Consider the following 17,768-nt stretch of genomic DNA (forward strand, 5'->3'; position numbering starts at 1 on the left):
TTCACGTCAGGAGAGGGTGATGTCTTTAAAAACAATCGCGAATAACCTGGGTTTGTCCGTAGCAGCGGTGAGCCGTGCTCTGAACGGTCATCGGGATATCTCCGACGCCACGCGCCAGCGTATTCAGGAAGAAGCAGAACGTATCGGCTATCGTCCCAATACCCACGCGCGCCGCCTGAAAATGGGCAAAAGCAACGCCGTCGGGCTGGTCTATCCCTACGCTTCTTCCCTGAGTAACGATGTCTTTTTTGAGATGATTGGTGCAATCAGTCGTAAGCTGGCACAGCATGAGGTCGATTTTCTCCTGCTGGCCGACGAGCAAGACGCCTGTCAGGGAGCCGCCCGCTTGATCGCCAGCCACCGTATTGATGCGCTGATTGTGGCGCATACGTGCGAACAGGACGAGCGACTGGCGCTACTGCAACGCCACAACGTGCCTTTTCTGGCGCTAGGGCGTAGCCAGCTTCCCCACCCTTACGCCTGGTTTGATTTTGACAACCGCGCTGGCATGGCGCTGGCGACCGAGCACCTGCTCGCACTCGGCCACCGTCGTATCGCCATGTTAAGTGAAGACCACCCGCAGGCGTTCATCATGCAGCGTCGTCAGGGCTATCGCGATGCGCTGCAACGCCACAACCTGCCGTTTCACGATGCCTATCTGCGCTGTGTCAGCCCCACGCGCCGTGCAGGATATCAGGCCATGTTCGACCTTCTGGCACTGCCTGAACCACCAACCGCGATGGTGATAGATGGCAATGTGCACGGCGACGGCGCCGTTGCCGCGTTACAGCAGGCAGGTCGGCTTTCTGGTTCTCACCCCATCGCTCTCGTGATGTACGATGGCCTGCCGCAGGACAGCCTGACCGACCTCAACGTGACGGCGATAGAACAGGCCACGCGCGAGCAGGTTGGTGAACAGATTGCCAGCATGACGCAGGCGCTCATCGCAGGCGAAGCCGTAGAAAATTTGCAGGTGCTATGGCAACCGACGTTACGCCCCGGGGAGACGAGCTTTCCTGCCTAATCTATTTCGCCCCCTTCCACCTTTTATAAAGGCATCAGTTGGTTTATTGGGGCCAGCCGCCAGCGAGATGTCCTTCACATCGTCATCGCTACCTTTTCCTCTTTCTTAACGATTATTTTAACAGAATCACATTTCTTAAACGTTTAAGTTGATGACTTAAACGTTTAAGTTTTCACTAAGAGACATTATTCGGATCGTAATTGGGAGCCTTCCTTATGGTGCGTGATCTTGTTCAATTAACCAGCGCGCAGTGCGATATCATCGTTCGCTGCGCTCCGGCAGCGGAAATTCTCTACTGGGGGCCACGGCTGCGCGGTTTCTCTCCAGAGGACATCGTTTCTCTGCAACGCCCCGTGGCGAATGGTCGTCTGGATGTGGATCTTCCTCTGACGCTGGCGATGGAATACGGACGTGGTCAGTTCGGTTCACCGGGTATTGAGGGGCATCGTTCAGGCTATGACGCCGCGCCGATCTTCACGACGACGCAGGTTGACGTTCAGGACAATACGCTCATCATTACAGCGGAAGATGCACAGGCCGGGCTGCGCCTGACCAGTGAGCTGCGTCTGGATCCGCAGACCGATGTGCTGCAACTGCGCCACACGCTACAAAATCTGCGTGCTGATGTCTGGCAAGTACAGCGCCTGGGCGTCACGCTCCCCGTCCCGGAACGGGCGAGCGACGTCATGGCGTTTCACGGCCGCTGGCTACGTGAGTTTCAGGCTCACCGTCTCACATTGCAGCACGGCGGTTTTATTCAGGAAAGCCGCCGGGGAAGAAGCTCCCACGAATATTTCCCCGCGTTTATCCTCGGTGAATCCGCGTTCAACGAGCAACATGGCTCAGTATGGGGCGTGCATTTAGGCTGGAGCGGCAACCATCGTCTGCGTGCCGATATTAAAACGGACGGACGCCGCGTCGTGCAGGCGGAAGCCCTGTATCTGCCGGGCGAAATCACGCTGGCACAGTCGGAATCCCTCACTACACCGTGGGTCTACGCAGCTTTCTCAGATAGCGGCTTGAACGGCATGAGCCAGCGCTATCACGCCTTCCTACGCCAGTCTCTGATCCAATTCTGCGGCGATAAGCCGCGTCCGGTGCACCTCAATACGTGGGAAGGGATCTATTTCGATCACGATCCAGAGTACATCATGCAGATGGCGAGCAAGGCCGCCGACGTCGGCGTGGAACGCTTTATTATCGATGACGGCTGGTTCCGTGGACGCCATCATGACCGAGCCGCACTCGGCGACTGGTATCTTGACGAAGAAAAATACCCGAACGGGCTAATGCCCGTCATCGAGCATGTCAAAGCACTGGGGATGGAGTTCGGCATTTGGGTCGAACCGGAGATGATCAACCCCGATTCTGATCTGTTCCGCGCCCATCCCGACTGGGTGCTGCAATTGCCCGGCTACGCACAGCCTACGGGACGCTACCAGTACGTGCTGAATTTAAATCAGCCCGACGCCTTCGCTTACCTGCTGGAGCGGCTGAGTTGGCTGCTGGGCGAGCACCCGGTCGATTATGTGAAATGGGATATGAACCGCGAGCTGGTGCAGCCCGGCCATGAAGGGCGTCTGGCCGCCGATGCGCAGACCCGACAGTTCTATCGTCTGCTCGATACCCTACGCCAGCGTTTCCCCCATGTTGAGTTTGAATCCTGCGCGTCCGGCGGCGGCCGTATCGACTACGGCGTGCTGGAGCGCACCCAGCGGTTCTGGGTGTCGGATAACAACGACGCGCTGGAGCGACAGACCATCCAGCGCGGCATGAGCTACTTCTTCCCGCCGGAGGTGATGGGACAACACATTGGGCATGCACGGTGCCACGCCACGTATCGGCGTCATACCATCGCCTTTCGCGGCCTGACCGCCCTGTTCGGTCACATGGGCATCGAACTGGATCCCGCGAAGGCCGATGACGACGAACTGGAAGGCTATCGCCACTACATCCAGTTGCATAAAACGCTGCGCCCACTGCTGCACAACGGCACCACCTGGCGAGTCGACATGCCGGACAACGCCACACAGGTCACCGGCGTGGTCAGCAACGATCGGCAGCACGCCGTTTTTCAGATTGCCCAGTTGCGTATGCCGAATTATTCGCTGGCGGGTACGCTACGCTTCCCCGGTCTGCGAACCGACACGCGTTACGAAGTCACACTGCTGGATGGCCCGGAAATCAAAACGGTGCGCGAAGGCGGCAGCACCATGCGCGAGCTCCCGCCTTGGTTACGTCAGCCGATAGTGGTTTCTGGCGATTGGCTAATGCAGGCTGGTCTTGCCCTTCCCGTCCTGACGCCGGAAACTGCCATTCTAGTCGCACTTTCTGCGGTGACGGATACCGCTGGCCGCTAGCCTTTTCCCGCCCCGTTGAGCCAGTATCAACGGGGCGAGATGCCCTTATTTCACATCCCGCAGCGCGGTTTTATCCACATAAGGCTTCATGATGCCATCCGCCTCTTTTTGTGCAGCGGCAGCGGCGTCATCAACCTTTTTCGCCGGATCGTTTAGCAGCGCCGCCAGCTGATTTTCCATCGCTTTACGCACCGCGACCGTCTCATAGGTTGCATACCACGGATGGGCATATTGCAGCTGTGACAGCGCAATCGCCGCACGCGGATCTTTCGCCAGATAATCCTTCATTTCCGGCAGATCGTAGGCCGCCATACGCGGCGCGAAATAGCCGGTAAAACGGCTCCAGTTGCCGCTGACTTCCGGGCTGACCAGATAGTTCATGAACTGCCAGGCCGCTTTCTTCTGCGCTTCGGAAATCCCTTTGAAACTCACCAGACTCGCCCCGCCGATGGTCACGCCGCGACGCTCTTTTTCCGGCATCATCGCCACACCCAACTGAAAATCTTTGGTATTTTCGCGCATAAAGCCCAACGCGCCGGTGCTCAGCATCGTCATACCCAGTTTGCCAGAGAAAAACGCGGCGCTGATCTGTTTGGAATTCAGCACGCCAGCCGGCATCACTTTGTCGCGGTACACCAAATCACGCCAGAACTGGAGCGCACCTTTGGTCGATGCCGTGTTGTAATAGACTTCGCCTGGGTAGTCGGCATTGTAATACGCCCCGCCGTTAGCACGCGTCAACGCAGACAGCATCCAGCCGCCGTAGTCATCATTCGTGGACGGAATCATGATGCCCCACTGTCCCTTCGCCGGATCGGTCAGCTTTTTCGCGACCGCAACCACCTCATCCCAGTTTTTCGGCGGTTCGTTAAAGCCGGCCTTCTTCAGCATGTCTTCGTTGTAATAGAGGATCGGCGTCGAGTTATGGAACGGGATCGCGTAAGTCACACCCATCACCTGTGCATTCTGGTGCAGCGCAGGCCAGAAGTTTTTAGTCAGGAAAGGCGTGGCTTTTTCGTTGCTGTATTTGAACAGCTCGTCCATCGGCAGGATTTCATCTTTGATGACCAGATCGGCGGTAAAGTTGGCCGACATAATCACCAGCGCTGGCGGATCGCCCGCTTTGGCGGCCGCTTCCGCTTTCACCTTGGTTGTGTCGTAATTGCCGGTGAAGATCCCACGCACTTCCACCTGATCCTGCGATTGGTTGTACTCCTTGATGATGCGCGTCATTTCCATCGTCAGCTTGCCATCAACCGGCGCAGGAAACATGAAATCGATACTCTCTTTCGCCAGCGCGGGGCCGGACATCAGCAAGGCTATCGCCAGCGCTATCATACGGGGCTTACGCATGTCTTTTCTCCTGGGATAAATTACGGGCGGTTTGCCCGGAAAACCAATGACAATCCTGCGGTGAAAAATGAAGCACAATGGGAGCGCCGACATCCGGTACGCCATCGCGATTTGGCCGACGGTAGCGAATATTTCCCAACGGCGTATCCACATGTATCAGATACTCCGCGCCAAACAGCTCCCGCTGCTTCACTGTTCCCGACAATGACAAGTCGCCGTCTGACGCGGCGTGTTCGGTAATATGCTCAGGACGAATCCCCAGTAGCACATCGGTTAATGAATGTGTTTCGTCACCGGCAGGCAGCGCCACAGGCAATGCCAGCAACATTGCGCGGCCATCTGTGCAGGGCAGCGTCACGAGATTCATCGCTGGCGTGCCGATAAACCCAGCGACAAAGACGTTAGCCGGATGCGAATACAGCTGCTCCGGTGTGCCGACCTGTTGCAAAACTCCGCGATCGAGCACGGCGATCCTGTCGGCCATCGTCATCGCCTCAATCTGATCGTGCGTGACGTAAACAGTGGTCGTTTTCAACTGCCGATGCAGATCCATAATGCCGTCCCGCACATCGCTGCGCAGACGGGCATCGAGATTCGATAGCGGCTCATCCATCAGAAATAAATGCGGATCGCGCACGATCGCCCGTGCCATTGCCACACGCTGCCGCTGGCCGCCGGACAGTTTTCCCGGTTTGCGTTTCAGTAGTGGCTCAAGCTGAAGCAGGCTGGCAACGCGCTGCACACGCTGTGGATAGTCCGCTTTCGGCTCACCGCGCATCCGCATCCCGAACGTGATGTTCTGCTCGACCGTCAGGTGTGGAAACAACGCATAGTTCTGGAAAATCATCGAGAAATTACGCTGCTTCGGGCTCCACGTCGTAATGTCGTCATCACCCAGAAGAATTTGCCCGTCACTCACCTCTTCCAGCCCGGCCAGCATGCGCAGCAGCGTACTTTTGCCACAGCCAGACGGCCCGACCAGCACCAGAAATTCGCCGTCAGCAATATCCAGCGACAGCGATGCCAGCGCCTGTGTATGCTCGAAGCGTTTGCTGATATTGCGTAACTGAATCACGGCCATTACGCATCCACCGGACAGCTGATTCGCGGATCGTAGAGGTAAGGCCCGGAGTTCGAGGCGATCGACTGGCTATAGCTCACTAGCCCGGTGACCGGCACATAGCGGTGCATCACCACGCTGGCAGGCTCCAGGTTGTAGTACGACGTATCGTCATAGTAGAAATACGGCACCTGATGGACGGTACCCGGCACCGTGGCAATAATCGCCTGCCGATGCTGCGTCATAATCAAACGGTGCGTATGGCCGCAGAAGATCCGCGTAAGCTGCGGGAAACGTTCGATCAGCGTCAGCAACTCGCCCCCATTTTCGCAGGCGATCCGATCCATGTGTGCCGATCCCAGTGGAAGCGGCGGATGGTGCATGAAGATCGCCGTTTCGCGCGTAGCGTGATCCTGCAATTGCTGCTCCAGCCAGCCCAGCGTGGACGGCGTCAGCCAGCCTTTCGCCTGCCCGGCCAGACTGGTGTCAATGAACAGCAGGCGCATCGGGAAATCATCTACCGCATAGCGGATGTTCTCGGGATCATCACCCAATTGCGGGCAAAGCGGACGCATCGCGTTGAGGAAATGCTGCTTGTCATCGTGATTACCCGGAATCACGTACATCGGGTAATCCAGCATCTGCAACACGCGCTGTGCCACCTGATACTCCTGCGGACTGCCACAGTTGACGATATCGCCGCTAATCACCACCGCGTCCGGCCGCTCGCTCAGCGCGTTTAACTGATTAATGACTTTGGCATTTTCCCCGTTAATATCAATAAATTCATAGAGCTTGCGCCCCTCACTGCGAAAATGCAGATCGGAAATCTGTGCCAGTAACATAACCACCACCTCATCGTTATTTCGCCCATTGGCGAACGCCGATCGTTTAAGGATCGAGATACACGGAGCGACCACGGGGCGAGGCATCCCTACGGGAACCTCATCCCCGCGTTTCTCCTAAAAATCAGGCTTAATTAACCCGCATTAACCCATTCGCGATTCACTTAATGCCCGAGAAGCCGAAACTGCTCAGGAACTGCTTCTGGAACACCACAAAAGCCACCATCAGCGGCAGGCACACCAGCAGCGTACCTGCGCAGATCAATCCCCACTGCCCGCCGGACTCCGCCCCCATAGCAAACGACACCAGCCCGATGGTCAGCACCTGTTTGTCCGGATCGTTGAGCACCATCAGCGGCCAGAGATATTCGTTCCAGTGGTAGGTAATGCTGACCGTGGCGAAAGCCAGGATCGACGGCCAGGTCATGGGGATCAGGACATGGAATACCACCTGCCACCAGCGACAGCCTTCCATCAACGCGGCTTCTTCGATCTCTTTGGCAATGTTGAGAAACGCCTGACGCATCAGAAACACCCCAAACGCCGAGGCGAAATACGGCATCATTACGCCGGTCAGGGTATTGAGCAGGCCGAGCTGTTTGAGCGTCATCATGTTTGGCACCATCATGACGACAGGCATGATCATCAGTTGAATCAGCAGCAGGTAGAACAGCAGCGTTTTGCCGCGAAATTCGTGGTAGGCAAAGATGTAGCCCGCCGTGGTGATCGTCACCAACTGCACCAGAAACGTGCCGACCGCAAAAATCAGCGTGTTGGTATAAAGCTGTAGCCAGTTGGCGCTGTCCCATGCGTCGCGGAAGTTATCCAGCGTGAGTGGGAAGCGCGGCAGCAGCGAGGCCATATCCACGCCAAAGCTGCTAGCGCTGACGGAAGAAGACAGCATCCAGATAAACGGGCTGACCCACAGTAACGCAGCGCAAATCAGCAGCAGCGGCAGCGTGAATCGCGTCGTGATGCGAAGCGGGTTGGTCACACTTCGGTTTTCAACGTGCTGACTTTTCATGCTCCGAACGTCAACGATCTGATTTTCAGCGCTCATAGTGTGCCCCCTTCTCCAGCACTTTCAGATTCATAATGGAAAAGGCGAACAGCATCGCCAGCGTCAGGAAGGTAGCCGCAGAGGCTTTGCCCAGATCGTGCGTATCATTCGCCAGATCCTGGATGTAATAGAGCAGCACGGTTGTGGCGTTATTCGGTCCGCCGCGCGTCATCACGGCAACATGGTCGATCTGGGTAATGGCGTAGATAAAAGCGATGGTGACGACGAAAGCGATGGTTGGCCGCAATAGCGGCAGCGTGACGTAGAAAAACACCTGACGCCGTGAAGCCCCTTCCATCAGCGCCGCCTCGCGTGCGGAAGCCGAAACGGCTTGCAGACCGGCGAGAAAAAACAGCATGTAGTAACCGGCGAATTTCCAGATACCGATGACGCTTACCGCCACCAACGCGCTGTCGCTCATACCGAGGTAGTTGTTATTCATCGGGCCGAACACTTTCGCCAGATAGTAATCCAGCAGCCCCAACCCCGGCATAAAGATGAACAGCCATAGCGTCGCGGCGCTCACCAGCGGAATAATCATCGGAAAGAAGAAAGCGGTACGCAGCCAGCGGTTAACACGCGTGTTTTCCCACAGCAGTACCGCCAGCAACAGCGCCAGCAGCACGCCGGGTACCACCGTCATCAGGATATACAGCACGTTGTTCAGCAAGGCCTGCCAGAACACCGCGTCCTGCACCAAACGCACAAAATTATCCATCCCGACGAACAGTGGCGCATCGGCATTAAGCCGAGTGTCATACAGGCTGTCGATGACCGAACGCAGCAGGGGGAAATAAGTGAAGGCAAGCAAAAAAACCAGCGTCGGCAACAACACAAGATAGGGAAAGCATTTTGCACGCATAACTCAAAGGCCGCTCAGTGTGAAACACAGAGGCCTTACCCTAGAACGCTAGCGTGTCACTGGGGCGTCAGTTTAATGACAGTTTGTTTTCGAAAGTAAATAATTCGCTGACTAAGTTGAGGGGTTAAATATGAGCACACAATGAGCTAGCGCCCTACGAGCTGCAAAGCAGCCAATGCTATAATTTGAAAACCATATCTATACAGCGCATCTCACTCCCAGTAAGAGTGGATTTATATAAGCTTTCCTGCTGAAACAAGAAACCATGCTTTTGATAGAAAGAGTGAGCATTAGGGGTTGAGGATAATGTTAATTGCTCATAACCACGTTCGCGTGCTTCATGCTTTATAGCGTCAAGAATCATTCCACCCAATCCTCTCCCAACATATTCAGGCAAGGTAAAAATAGCCTCCACACTGCGACAAGAAATATCAAGAAAGCCCGTAGCAACCGGCCTGTTATCTAAATCTACAACAACAAAAAAAGGGTTAGTAGCAATAGCGCGCCTGTATCCCTCCGGCATAGATTCTGGCGTCCATGCAGCAATGACTGCCGCTTCATAGCTGCTCTTGCATCCATGGCGAATAGCCTGATTCCTGATCTCCCAACATTCTTCTGCTTCATCAGGTTCTGCAAGTCTGACTTTCATCTTTTCTCCATTTTGGGCTATCCCTATCCCCTGCGTATGCCTAACTGATTAGGTGATACAAGGCGGTATCTGAAAACTATCGTTAATGCGATAACTCAGTGTCCGCCTATCACTGGCAGTAACAATATCAACGATCGCAGTTAATTACGCATAATCGCTCATCGGCACACACGAACAGAACAGGTTACGATCGCCGTAAACATCATCCAGACGCTTCACGCTCGGCCAGTATTTGTGCTCGCTGCCTGCCGGGAATACCGCCAGTTCGCGGCTATAGGGGTGTGTCCAGTCCGCCACCAGCTCCGCCTGCGTGTGCGGTGCGTTCACCAACGGGTTGTCGTCCAACGGCCATTCACCCTGCGCAACGCGGTTGATTTCGGCACGGATCGCCAGCATCGCGTCAACAAAGCGATCGATCTCGACCTGACTCTCCGATTCCGTTGGCTCCACCATCAGCGTGCCCGCGACCGGGAACGACATGGTCGGCGCGTGGAAACCGTAGTCGATCAGCCGCTTGGCGATATCCATCTCGCTAATGCCGGTACTCTCTTTGAGCGGACGAATATCCAGAATGCACTCGTGCGCCACACGACCGTCACGGCCGGTGTAAAGCACCGGATAAGCCTGCTGCAAGCGCGTCGCGATGTAGTTGGCGTTCAGGATCGCCATCTGGCTGGCCTGCTTCAGCCCTTCCGCGCCCATCATACGGATATACATCCAGCTAATCGGCAGAATGGAGGCACTGCCGAACGGTGCCGCAGAGACTGCGCCCTGCTCCGTTAACACACCCTCGATTTTTACCACCTGATGCCCTGGCACAAACGGTGCCAGATGCGCTTTCACGCCAATCGGCCCCATGCCCGGTCCGCCGCCGCCGTGCGGAATACAGAAGGTTTTATGCAGGTTCAGATGCGATACGTCTGCACCAATGTAGCCCGGCGTCGTGATGCCGACCTGCGCATTCATGTTCGCGCCGTCCAGATACACCTGACCGCCATATTGATGCACGATCTGGCACACTTCGCGGATCGTCTCTTCATAGACGCCGTGAGTGGATGGATAGGTTACCATGATGCAGGAAAGCTGTTCGCCCGCCGCCTGCGCTTTCTCACGCAGATCGTGCAGATCGATATTGCCCTGCTTGTCACAGGCGACCACCACCACGTCCATCCCCGCCATCTGCGCCGATGCTGGGTTCGTACCGTGGGCAGAGCTAGGAATCAGACAGAGATGACGGCCTGCTTCATTGCGGCTTTCATGATAGCGACGGATCGCCAGCAGCCCCGCGTATTCGCCCTGCGCACCCGAATTGGGCTGCATGCAAATCGCGTCATAGCCCGTCAGTTGAACCAACCAGCCCGATAGCTGTTCGATCATCTGACGATAGCCCAGCGCCTGTTCCGGCGGGCAGAACGGATGCAGTTCGGCAAACTCCGGCCAGGTAATCGGCAGCATTTCCGCCGCCGCGTTGAGCTTCATGGTGCAGGAACCGAGCGGGATCATCGCCTGATTCAGCGCCAGATCCTTACGCGCCAGACGATGCAGGTAACGCATCATCTCGGTTTCGCTGTGATAATGGTTGAAAACCGGATGCGACAGGATCGCATCCTGACGCAGGAGCCCGGCAGGGATCGTCGCAGCTTGCTGGCTAATGGCCGCATCAAGCGCCTCAATATTCAACCCGTGATCGTCACCTAACAGCACCGCAAACAGCGCCAGCACGTCTTCACGCGTGGTCGCTTCATCCAGCGTGATGCCAACGGCGCTTGCCAAATCGCTGCGCAGGTTGATGCCAAAGCTTAATGCCCGACTCAGTACCGCGTCTTTGTCCGCGACTTCGATAGTCAGCGTGTCGAACCAGCTGCGATGGCGCAGCAGCAGCCCGCCCTGCGTTAATCCCGCCGCCAGAATATCGGTCAGACGGTGGATGCGCCCTGCGATACGTTTGAGCCCTTCCGGCCCGTGGAATACCGCATACATCCCGGCAATGTTGGCCAGCAACACCTGCGAGGTACAAATGTTGGAGTTCGCCTTCTCACGGCGAATGTGCTGCTCACGCGTTTGCATCGCCATACGCAGCGCAGTGTTGCCTGCTGCATCGCGCGACACGCCGATGATACGTCCCGGCATCGCACGTTTATGCTCATCACGGCAGGCAAAAAACGCCGCGTGCGGTCCGCCGTAGCCCATCGGCACGCCGAAGCGCTGTGCGGAACCGAAGACGATATCCGCGCCCTGTTTGCCCGGTGCGGTCAGCAGCACCAGCGCCATGATGTCCGACGCCACGCAGCTGACAACCTTACGCGCTTTCAGTGCGGCCATCAGGTCGCTGTAATCGTGCAGTTCGCCCGTCGTCCCTACCTGTTGCAGCAGTACGCCAAATACCGCATCGTCTTTCAGCGCCTCTTCCACCTTACCGACGACAATCTCAAAACCGAAGGTTTCCGCACGGGTACGCACCACGTCCAGCGTTTGCGGATGCACATCGTCGGCGACGAAGAAACGCTCAGCCTGTTTGAGTTTGCTGATACGTTTTGCCATCGCCATCGCTTCCGCCGCTGCGGTCGCTTCATCCAGCAACGAGGCGGAAGCCAAGTCCAGACCGGTTAAATCCTGTGTGACCTGCTGGAAATTCAGCAGCGCTTCAAGACGTCCCTGAGAGACTTCCGGCTGATACGGCGTATAGGCGGTGTACCAACCTGGGTTTTCCAGCAGGTTGCGTAAAATCACCGGCGGCATCAGCACTGTGCTGTAGCCCATACCGATGTAGCTTTTATAACGTTGATTGCGTCCTGCAATGGCCTTCAGCTCAGCTAACGCTTCATGTTCCGTCACTGCCTCTCCCACCGCTGGCGGGCTGGGCAATTGAATGTCCACCGGGACAATCTGGCGGATCAGCGCATCCAGCGACGTCGCGCCCACCACCGACAACATGTGCTGTTGTTGGCTGACGGAAGGACCGATATGGCGCTCGATAAACGCGCCGTCATGTTCGAGTTGACTGAGTGTCTGGGTCATTACAGTAATTTCCTGCATTAATCGTGCTTGCATCAATCATGATCGCTGCCGCGCTGAAAGACGACGCGGGCGAATAAAACAAAACGCCCCCGGTTCAGCAAAACCGGGGGCGCAATAACTACTCGTCTTCTTCTAGCGACGCCTGATAGGCTTCGGCATCAAGCAGTTCGTCCAAATCAGATTCATCAGAAATTCTGATGCGGAACAGCCAGCCATCCGCATATGGCGCGCTGTTGACCAGCTCAGGGGAGCTTTCCAGATCGTCGTTGACTTCGACGATCTCACCGCTGATGGGCGCATAAATATCCGACGCCGCTTTTACCGATTCCGCCACCGCGCAGTCATCGCCTGCGGCGACTACCGTGCCTACTTCCGGTAAATCGATAAAGACCATGTCACCCAGAAGCTCCTGCGCGTGTTCGGTAATGCCCACGCTGTAGATACCGTCGCCCTCGTGCAGCACCCATTCGTGCGACGCAGTGTATTTTAATTCTACTGGTACATTGCTCATTGCATCCCCTTTCCTAAAGTCGTTAATCCCGTGCGCTTATCTTTACAGGCAAGCCGCTATTAATACTGAACGATGGCTTTTCCGGCGCGAACAAAGCCGGGCTTGGTCACATGGACGGGCAGTTCGCGGTTACGAATCTGCACAATCGCCTGTTCACCAATCCCCACCGGAACACGCGCCAGCGCAATGCTCACGCCAAGCGTTGGCGAGAACGATCCGCTGGTGATGACACCTTCGCGCATCACGCCATCACTATCAGTAAAGCGCACAGGTAAATCATTGCGCAATACGCCTTTTTCAGTCAGCACCAAACCAACCAGTTGATCGGTTCCTTTTTCACGCTGATGCGTTAAAGCTTCACGCCCGATAAACTGGCGATCCTCCGGCTGCCAGGCGATCGTCCAGCCCATGTTGGCCGCCAGCGGCGAAACGCCTTCGTCCATATCCTGACCGTACAGATTCATTCCCGCTTCCAGACGCAGCGTATCGCGTGCACCCAATCCGCATGGCTTCACGCCCGCGGCCAGCAGTTGCTGCCAGAAATCGACCACTTGTTCATTCGGCAACGCGATTTCATAACCCGCTTCGCCCGTATAACCCGTCGTAGCGACGAAGAAATCGCCCGCCTGCTTGCCAAAAAACGGCTTCATACTGGCAACAGCAGTCACATCGGCATCACTCAGGCCTTTTGCCTTCAGGATTGCTTGCACTTTTTCCTGCGCCTGCGGACCTTGTACCGCGACCAGCGCCAGATCCTCACGCTCACGGATTTCGATACCAAAAGGGGCTACGTGCTGTTCAATCCAGGCGAGATCTTTTTCGCGGGTCGCAGAGTTCACGACCAGCCGGAAATAATCTTCCGTGAGAAAATAAACGATCAGATCGTCGATAACGCCACCGGAGGCATTCAGCATGCCGGTATACAGCGCTTTGCCCGGTTGCGTGAGTTTAGCGACATCATTCGCCAGCAGATAACGCAGGAATTCACGCGTTCTCACACCATGCAGATCGACGATAGTCATGTGGGAAACGTCAAAAATGCCAGCTTCCTGACGCACAATATGGTGTTCATCCAGTTGAGAACCGTAATGCAGCGGCATCATCCAGCCGTGAAAATCCACCATTTTGGCGCCATCGGCCAGATGTTGTTGGTACAACGGGGTCTGCTTTGCCATTCTTCATCCCTCTTCAGCGCATGGCGTTCAGGCGATAAAACACACTGCGCAAACGATATCTTCTGACTGAACTTACCACCGAAACGCAGGTTAAACCACACTCTCAGGCATAAGATAAATTATATATAATGTGAAGAAAGTCGAATCATCCACAAAAAACAAAGCAGCGTAAAATTCTCAAAAATAGAAAAAAATAAGCATATAATTTATTTAAACCAGCAACATTCACAGATTAATGGCATTAAAGCTGGATAACTTAGGTGATGCCCCCCAAATGAGAACACCATTCAAATTAGATAATCTAATGGTAAAAACAGCGCTAAATTAGATTTTTTCAATCAAAATCCACAACGGATCCCAGCCTTACTCTCTTCCTTATGCCGCCATCATCACGATTCTGTGAACCGCCTCTCAGGTCTCTTTTCTATGTGGCAGCACGCGCCAAAAGATCAAATTCGTCTGAAACGAATTTGATCAGCCAACGCACAGGTAACGTGAAGTATGACGAGGGTTAAGGTGTAAAAATATCGTCAGGCAGTATTACATTAATAATTACATGAAGTATTCATATTAATGAAAATGACGATCGAGATAATAGATTGGATTGTAAAATTAAAGCTGCTATTTATTAGCAAGCCAAGAAAATACCGTTAATAGAACCTGACGGCTAATTGCATAAACTCAGATGCTCATCTAGATTTTAAATGTGTTTCTCCCTGTTAAAATCATATAGGATAAAAGCTATGCACAAAAACATTAATACATTATTGCAACGTTCTATTGCTGCATCGGCATTTCTATTTTTGACATTTACTGCCGACAACGCATTCGCGGTAGATGTCAAAGGAAAATTCACCAAAGGTGGCGTCGATTTCACTTACGCAGAGCAAAAATATGGTTCTGGTGCAGGAAATCGCGGAATTCGTATCATGGCAGCTAAGCGTGATCAAACCTACAAATTCAGCCCTAACCCGCATGATGACCCTTGGTATAATAAAAACCAAGAAAAGTTTTACCGAACTGCGGCTGAAGCGTTAGCTGATAGTTATTTAGCATCGCCACAGAAAATTTTCCCACGATATGGATTCAAATCGACAATTAACAATATTGAGTACACTTACGGAGAAAGGTAGTACGCTATTTAATAACTATTGAATGAGTTTTTTTCATAAAATACAGAAAAATGTTAGTCCTTAACATGAATACTTTCCTGGATGTTACACTTTTACTGTCTGTCCAGATTCCTCTGGGCAGACAGTGTAAGTAATATTAATAGATACCTGCGTGCAGGCGCGATTCTGACATATCAAATCAGCACGCTAATATTCAGATTCTCCATCAGCCAGTGGTTATCGGAATAATCAACCGGGATCGCAATCACCGCCGGGCCGTCAACGTCCATCGCCTGACGGAGTTTGCTGACCAGTTCATCCGCGGATTCAACCGCAAACCCTCTTGCGCCAAACGCTTTCGCATACGCTTTGAAGTCAATTGGCCCAAATGTCACGCCAGCCGGACGATGGTATTTATGGATTTGCTGGATTTCCACCATGTTATAGCCGTTATCCACCCAGATGATATGCAGGAGATTGCTTTTCAGGCGCACCGCCGTTTCCAGCTCCATACTGGATTGCATAAACCCACCGTCTCCGGAAACGGACACCACTTTTTTTCCGGGCTGCACCAGTGATGCGGCTATCGCCCAAGGTAATGCCACCCCCATGGTCTGCTGGCCGTTGGTCATCAGAATCTGCCGCGCCCGGAAGCTATACAGGTAACGCGCCAGCCAGATGTGGAAACTCCCCATGTCCACACACAGCGTGACATCTTCATTCACAATATCCTGCATCGCCCGCACCAGACGCAGCGGGTGAATCGCAAATCCTGCCATGTTGATGGCGCGCGTACTGAGATCGTGGCGCTGACGCTGGCGATCCTGCAACACGGCCTGCGTGCCCGCCGATAAGATCACTGGCTCGCTGATACACGCATTCAACGTATCAACCGTCATCGCGATATTCCCGAGCAGCTCGATATCAGGGTGATAGGCGCTGTCGATCTCAGCCCGCAGCACATCAATGTGGATCAGCGTTGCTTTGCCGCTATTCCATAACACCGGATCGTACTCAATCGGGCTGTAACCGACGGTAACGATCACGTCTGCCTGTTGCAGCAGCTTATCCCCGGCCTGATTGTTGAACAATCCAACGCGTCCGGCAAAGTGATCGAACTGCTGCTGGTCTATCACGCCAGCAGCCTGATACGTGCTGGTAACCGGCAGTTGGCTGCGGTGTAAAAAACGACGCAGCGCTTGTGCATTTTCCTGTTGGCTGGCCATTAATCCGAGCAGTAACACCGGATTTTTAGCCTGCCGCAGCCGTTTGGCCGCCTCGGCAACGTCACTATGCGGCGCACCGTTTAACAGCGGTAAATGCGGGCAAGCCAGTACTGGGCTACTAACCGGCTCATTGACGATATCCTGCGGCAGGCTAACAAATGCCGCCCCCGGACGGCCGCTTTCCGCTGCCCGGAAAGCATTCGCCAGCACTTCAGAGATCGCACTGGATGCCGTGATTTCCGCACTGAATTTACTGACTGGCTGAAACAGGCTAACGGTGTCCAGGCTCTGGTGTGTCAGCTTGAGTTTATCCGCCCGCTTAACCGCCCCGCCCAATGCCACAACCGCATCACCTTCTGCGGTTGCCGTGGCCAGCCCGGTGACCAGGTTGGAACAGCCGGGGCCGGATGTCACCAGCGTCACACCCGCTTTTCCCGTGAGACGGCCTATCGCTGCCGCCATAAACGCGCCGTTCGCCTCATGACGTACCGGGATCGTTTGAATTGTCGAGTCTTCCAGCTCATCAAACACGCGATCGATTTTAGCGCCGGGAATACCAAAAATATGCTTTACGCCCTGCGCTTCCAGGTGTTTTACAATCAGCTCGGCTCCGCAACTCCAGCTCTGCTGTTCGGTGGACTTTTCCATGACATGACTCCGATGAAATGACTAGCTCTCTACTGACTTGATGACGCTATTGAGGTTTTCTGAAGACAGATCGGCATTGAGAAATTCCCGATCCTGAGGCAGATCGATGATCAGTTTGGCAACCACACCAAACGTTAGCGTGCCGTGTTCGACGTCATAATTCAGAATATGGCCGCCGCCCTGGCGATCGTCAGTAATGAAATGTTCGTGGTAACCCGCGACATTAATTCCCTGAGTGTAAGCTGGACTACGAAAACCAATAACGCTGCCGTTACGGTGCTCAAAATGAAATGTCGGTTGTCCTTCAACCGCTTCCTGCATCGGCTTATAAGGCCGGCACTGCCGGGGGACGGTACGGGTTTCAACACAGCGAAAATTCCCGTCAATCCGCAGCGCGCAGAATAAATTATCCGTTCCCACAATCTCATCGATCTGGCGATGCACGTCTTCACGCGAGGTCCAGCGATCAAAACGGATCGTTTCCGTCGGGCGAAAGAACGTCATTACGGCGAACGGCGTTTTCTGCTCCGGCTTTGCCGCTCGCGCGCTGCCATCGGATAACAGCTGGAAAATCTGGCTATTTAACGCAACCAGTTCCCCATCCAAACTATTAAATGTTCCTAATCCAAAGTCACCGTGTTCCAGTAATTCAGCCATCGTTCGGCTACCTTCGTATACGCCATTTATTAGCCCACTCATTAATGAGGTCTGATAAATAACGCTGTCTGCATGCTGCTGGCGAAAATCATAAGCATAGCTAGCAAAGGCTTCCTCACAGGATTGTTCACTGACATTCGTTTTCATACGTTCCTTCTCACCGCACCAATTACTTAAACATTACTAATATTTAGATAAAGATTGACGC

The 17,768-nt window shown here is 54.4% G+C and carries 14 protein-coding genes; 3 read left to right on the top strand and 11 right to left on the bottom strand.

What is annotated here, in order from left to right; translation table 11 throughout:
- Window positions 1-19 precede the first annotated feature (19 nt).
- Together WCT94_RS01900 and WCT94_RS01905 are read left to right on the top strand one after the other, a co-directional pair.
- Complete coding sequence (locus WCT94_RS01900; protein WP_336867590.1) at window positions 20-1,024, top strand: LacI family DNA-binding transcriptional regulator; 1,005 nt, start codon at window positions 20-22, stop codon at window positions 1,022-1,024.
- Window positions 1,025-1,239: 215 nt separating this feature from the next.
- Window positions 1,240-3,384, top strand: a complete 2,145-nt coding sequence (locus tag WCT94_RS01905) for an alpha-galactosidase (protein WP_336867591.1) — start codon at window positions 1,240-1,242, stop codon at window positions 3,382-3,384.
- A 45-nt stretch (window positions 3,385-3,429) separates the two neighbouring features.
- Here WCT94_RS01905 and WCT94_RS01910 read toward each other — a convergent pair whose 3' ends face one another.
- The 9 genes from WCT94_RS01910 to gcvT form a co-directional block, all read right to left on the bottom strand.
- Window positions 3,430-4,737, bottom strand: coding sequence for an ABC transporter substrate-binding protein (locus WCT94_RS01910; RefSeq protein WP_336867593.1), 1,308 nt, complete (start codon window positions 4,735-4,737; stop codon window positions 3,430-3,432).
- Entirely contained in the window at window positions 4,730-5,818 is a 1,089-nt protein-coding gene (locus WCT94_RS01915; protein WP_336867594.1) for an ABC transporter ATP-binding protein, read from the bottom strand. Before WCT94_RS01915 ends, WCT94_RS01910 begins: the two co-directional genes overlap by 8 nt.
- Entirely contained in the window at window positions 5,818-6,642 is an 825-nt protein-coding gene (locus WCT94_RS01920) for a phosphodiesterase (protein WP_336867595.1), read from the bottom strand. Before WCT94_RS01920 ends, WCT94_RS01915 begins: the two co-directional genes overlap by 1 nt.
- Window positions 6,643-6,802: 160 nt before the next feature.
- Window positions 6,803-7,666 (bottom strand): carbohydrate ABC transporter permease, encoded by an 864-nt coding sequence (locus WCT94_RS01925; RefSeq protein ID WP_442955470.1) that lies wholly within the window; start codon window positions 7,664-7,666, stop codon window positions 6,803-6,805.
- Window positions 7,667-7,691: 25 nt separating this feature from the next.
- The gene (locus tag WCT94_RS01930; protein ID WP_100017586.1) at window positions 7,692-8,564 is read right to left on the bottom strand and encodes a carbohydrate ABC transporter permease; all 873 of its coding nucleotides are present in this window, start codon (window positions 8,562-8,564) and stop codon (window positions 7,692-7,694) included.
- Between the two features lie 178 nt (window positions 8,565-8,742).
- Window positions 8,743-9,213 carry a GNAT family N-acetyltransferase gene (locus WCT94_RS01935; protein WP_181847027.1) on the bottom strand — a complete coding sequence of 157 codons (471 nt, stop codon included), beginning with the start codon at window positions 9,211-9,213 and terminating at the stop codon, window positions 8,743-8,745.
- A gap of 144 nt (window positions 9,214-9,357) precedes the next feature.
- On the bottom strand, window positions 9,358-12,231 hold the full coding sequence (gene gcvP / locus WCT94_RS01940) for an aminomethyl-transferring glycine dehydrogenase (protein WP_336867598.1): 2,874 nt from the start codon (window positions 12,229-12,231) through the stop codon (window positions 9,358-9,360).
- Window positions 12,232-12,349: 118 nt separating this feature from the next.
- Window positions 12,350-12,742 (bottom strand): glycine cleavage system protein GcvH, encoded by a 393-nt coding sequence (gene gcvH / locus WCT94_RS01945; protein ID WP_182100319.1) that lies wholly within the window; start codon window positions 12,740-12,742, stop codon window positions 12,350-12,352.
- 59 nt (window positions 12,743-12,801) lie between these two features.
- Window positions 12,802-13,917: a glycine cleavage system aminomethyltransferase GcvT gene (gcvT, locus tag WCT94_RS01950; RefSeq protein ID WP_336867599.1), complete on the bottom strand. Its 1,116-nt coding sequence runs from the start codon at window positions 13,915-13,917 to the stop codon at window positions 12,802-12,804.
- Between the two features lie 743 nt (window positions 13,918-14,660).
- On the opposite strand from gcvT, the gene WCT94_RS01955 reads away from it, so the two are divergent.
- Entirely contained in the window at window positions 14,661-15,050 is a 390-nt protein-coding gene (locus WCT94_RS01955; protein WP_336867600.1) for a hypothetical protein, read from the top strand.
- Between the two features lie 173 nt (window positions 15,051-15,223).
- On the opposite strand, the gene alsS is transcribed toward WCT94_RS01955, so the two are convergent.
- Together alsS and budA are read right to left on the bottom strand one after the other, a co-directional pair.
- Entirely contained in the window at window positions 15,224-16,903 is a 1,680-nt protein-coding gene (gene alsS / locus WCT94_RS01960) for an acetolactate synthase AlsS (protein ID WP_336867601.1), read from the bottom strand.
- 21 nt (window positions 16,904-16,924) lie between these two features.
- The gene (gene budA / locus WCT94_RS01965) at window positions 16,925-17,707 is read right to left on the bottom strand and encodes an acetolactate decarboxylase (RefSeq protein ID WP_336867602.1); all 783 of its coding nucleotides are present in this window, start codon (window positions 17,705-17,707) and stop codon (window positions 16,925-16,927) included.
- Window positions 17,708-17,768: the final 61 nt, after the last annotated feature.

It is taken from the genome of Pectobacterium sp. 1950-15, assembly GCF_037136835.1.
GTDB lineage: Bacteria > Pseudomonadota > Gammaproteobacteria > Enterobacterales > Enterobacteriaceae > Pectobacterium.

What these genes read in the sequence shown, in the direction of transcription:
- WCT94_RS01900 (WP_336867590.1), top strand. Translation starts at nt 20, where the DNA reads ATGTCTTTAAAAACAATCGCGAATAACCTGGGTTTGTCCGTAGCAGCG.
- WCT94_RS01905 (WP_336867591.1), top strand. Translation starts at nt 1,240, where the DNA reads ATGGTGCGTGATCTTGTTCAATTAACCAGCGCGCAGTGCGATATCATC.
- WCT94_RS01910 (WP_336867593.1), bottom strand. Translation starts at nt 4,737, where the DNA reads ATGCGTAAGCCCCGTATGATAGCGCTGGCGATAGCCTTGCTGATGTCC.
- WCT94_RS01915 (WP_336867594.1), bottom strand. Translation starts at nt 5,818, where the DNA reads ATGGCCGTGATTCAGTTACGCAATATCAGCAAACGCTTCGAGCATACA.
- WCT94_RS01920 (WP_336867595.1), bottom strand. Translation starts at nt 6,642, where the DNA reads ATGTTACTGGCACAGATTTCCGATCTGCATTTTCGCAGTGAGGGGCGC.
- WCT94_RS01925 (WP_442955470.1), bottom strand. Translation starts at nt 7,666, where the DNA reads ATGAAAAGTCAGCACGTTGAAAACCGAAGTGTGACCAACCCGCTTCGC.
- WCT94_RS01930 (WP_100017586.1), bottom strand. Translation starts at nt 8,564, where the DNA reads ATGCGTGCAAAATGCTTTCCCTATCTTGTGTTGTTGCCGACGCTGGTT.
- WCT94_RS01935 (WP_181847027.1), bottom strand. Translation starts at nt 9,213, where the DNA reads ATGAAAGTCAGACTTGCAGAACCTGATGAAGCAGAAGAATGTTGGGAG.
- gcvP (WP_336867598.1), bottom strand. Translation starts at nt 12,231, where the DNA reads ATGACCCAGACACTCAGTCAACTCGAACATGACGGCGCGTTTATCGAG.
- gcvH (WP_182100319.1), bottom strand. Translation starts at nt 12,742, where the DNA reads ATGAGCAATGTACCAGTAGAATTAAAATACACTGCGTCGCACGAATGG.
- gcvT (WP_336867599.1), bottom strand. Translation starts at nt 13,917, where the DNA reads ATGGCAAAGCAGACCCCGTTGTACCAACAACATCTGGCCGATGGCGCC.
- WCT94_RS01955 (WP_336867600.1), top strand. Translation starts at nt 14,661, where the DNA reads ATGCACAAAAACATTAATACATTATTGCAACGTTCTATTGCTGCATCG.
- alsS (WP_336867601.1), bottom strand. Translation starts at nt 16,903, where the DNA reads ATGGAAAAGTCCACCGAACAGCAGAGCTGGAGTTGCGGAGCCGAGCTG.
- budA (WP_336867602.1), bottom strand. Translation starts at nt 17,707, where the DNA reads ATGAAAACGAATGTCAGTGAACAATCCTGTGAGGAAGCCTTTGCTAGC.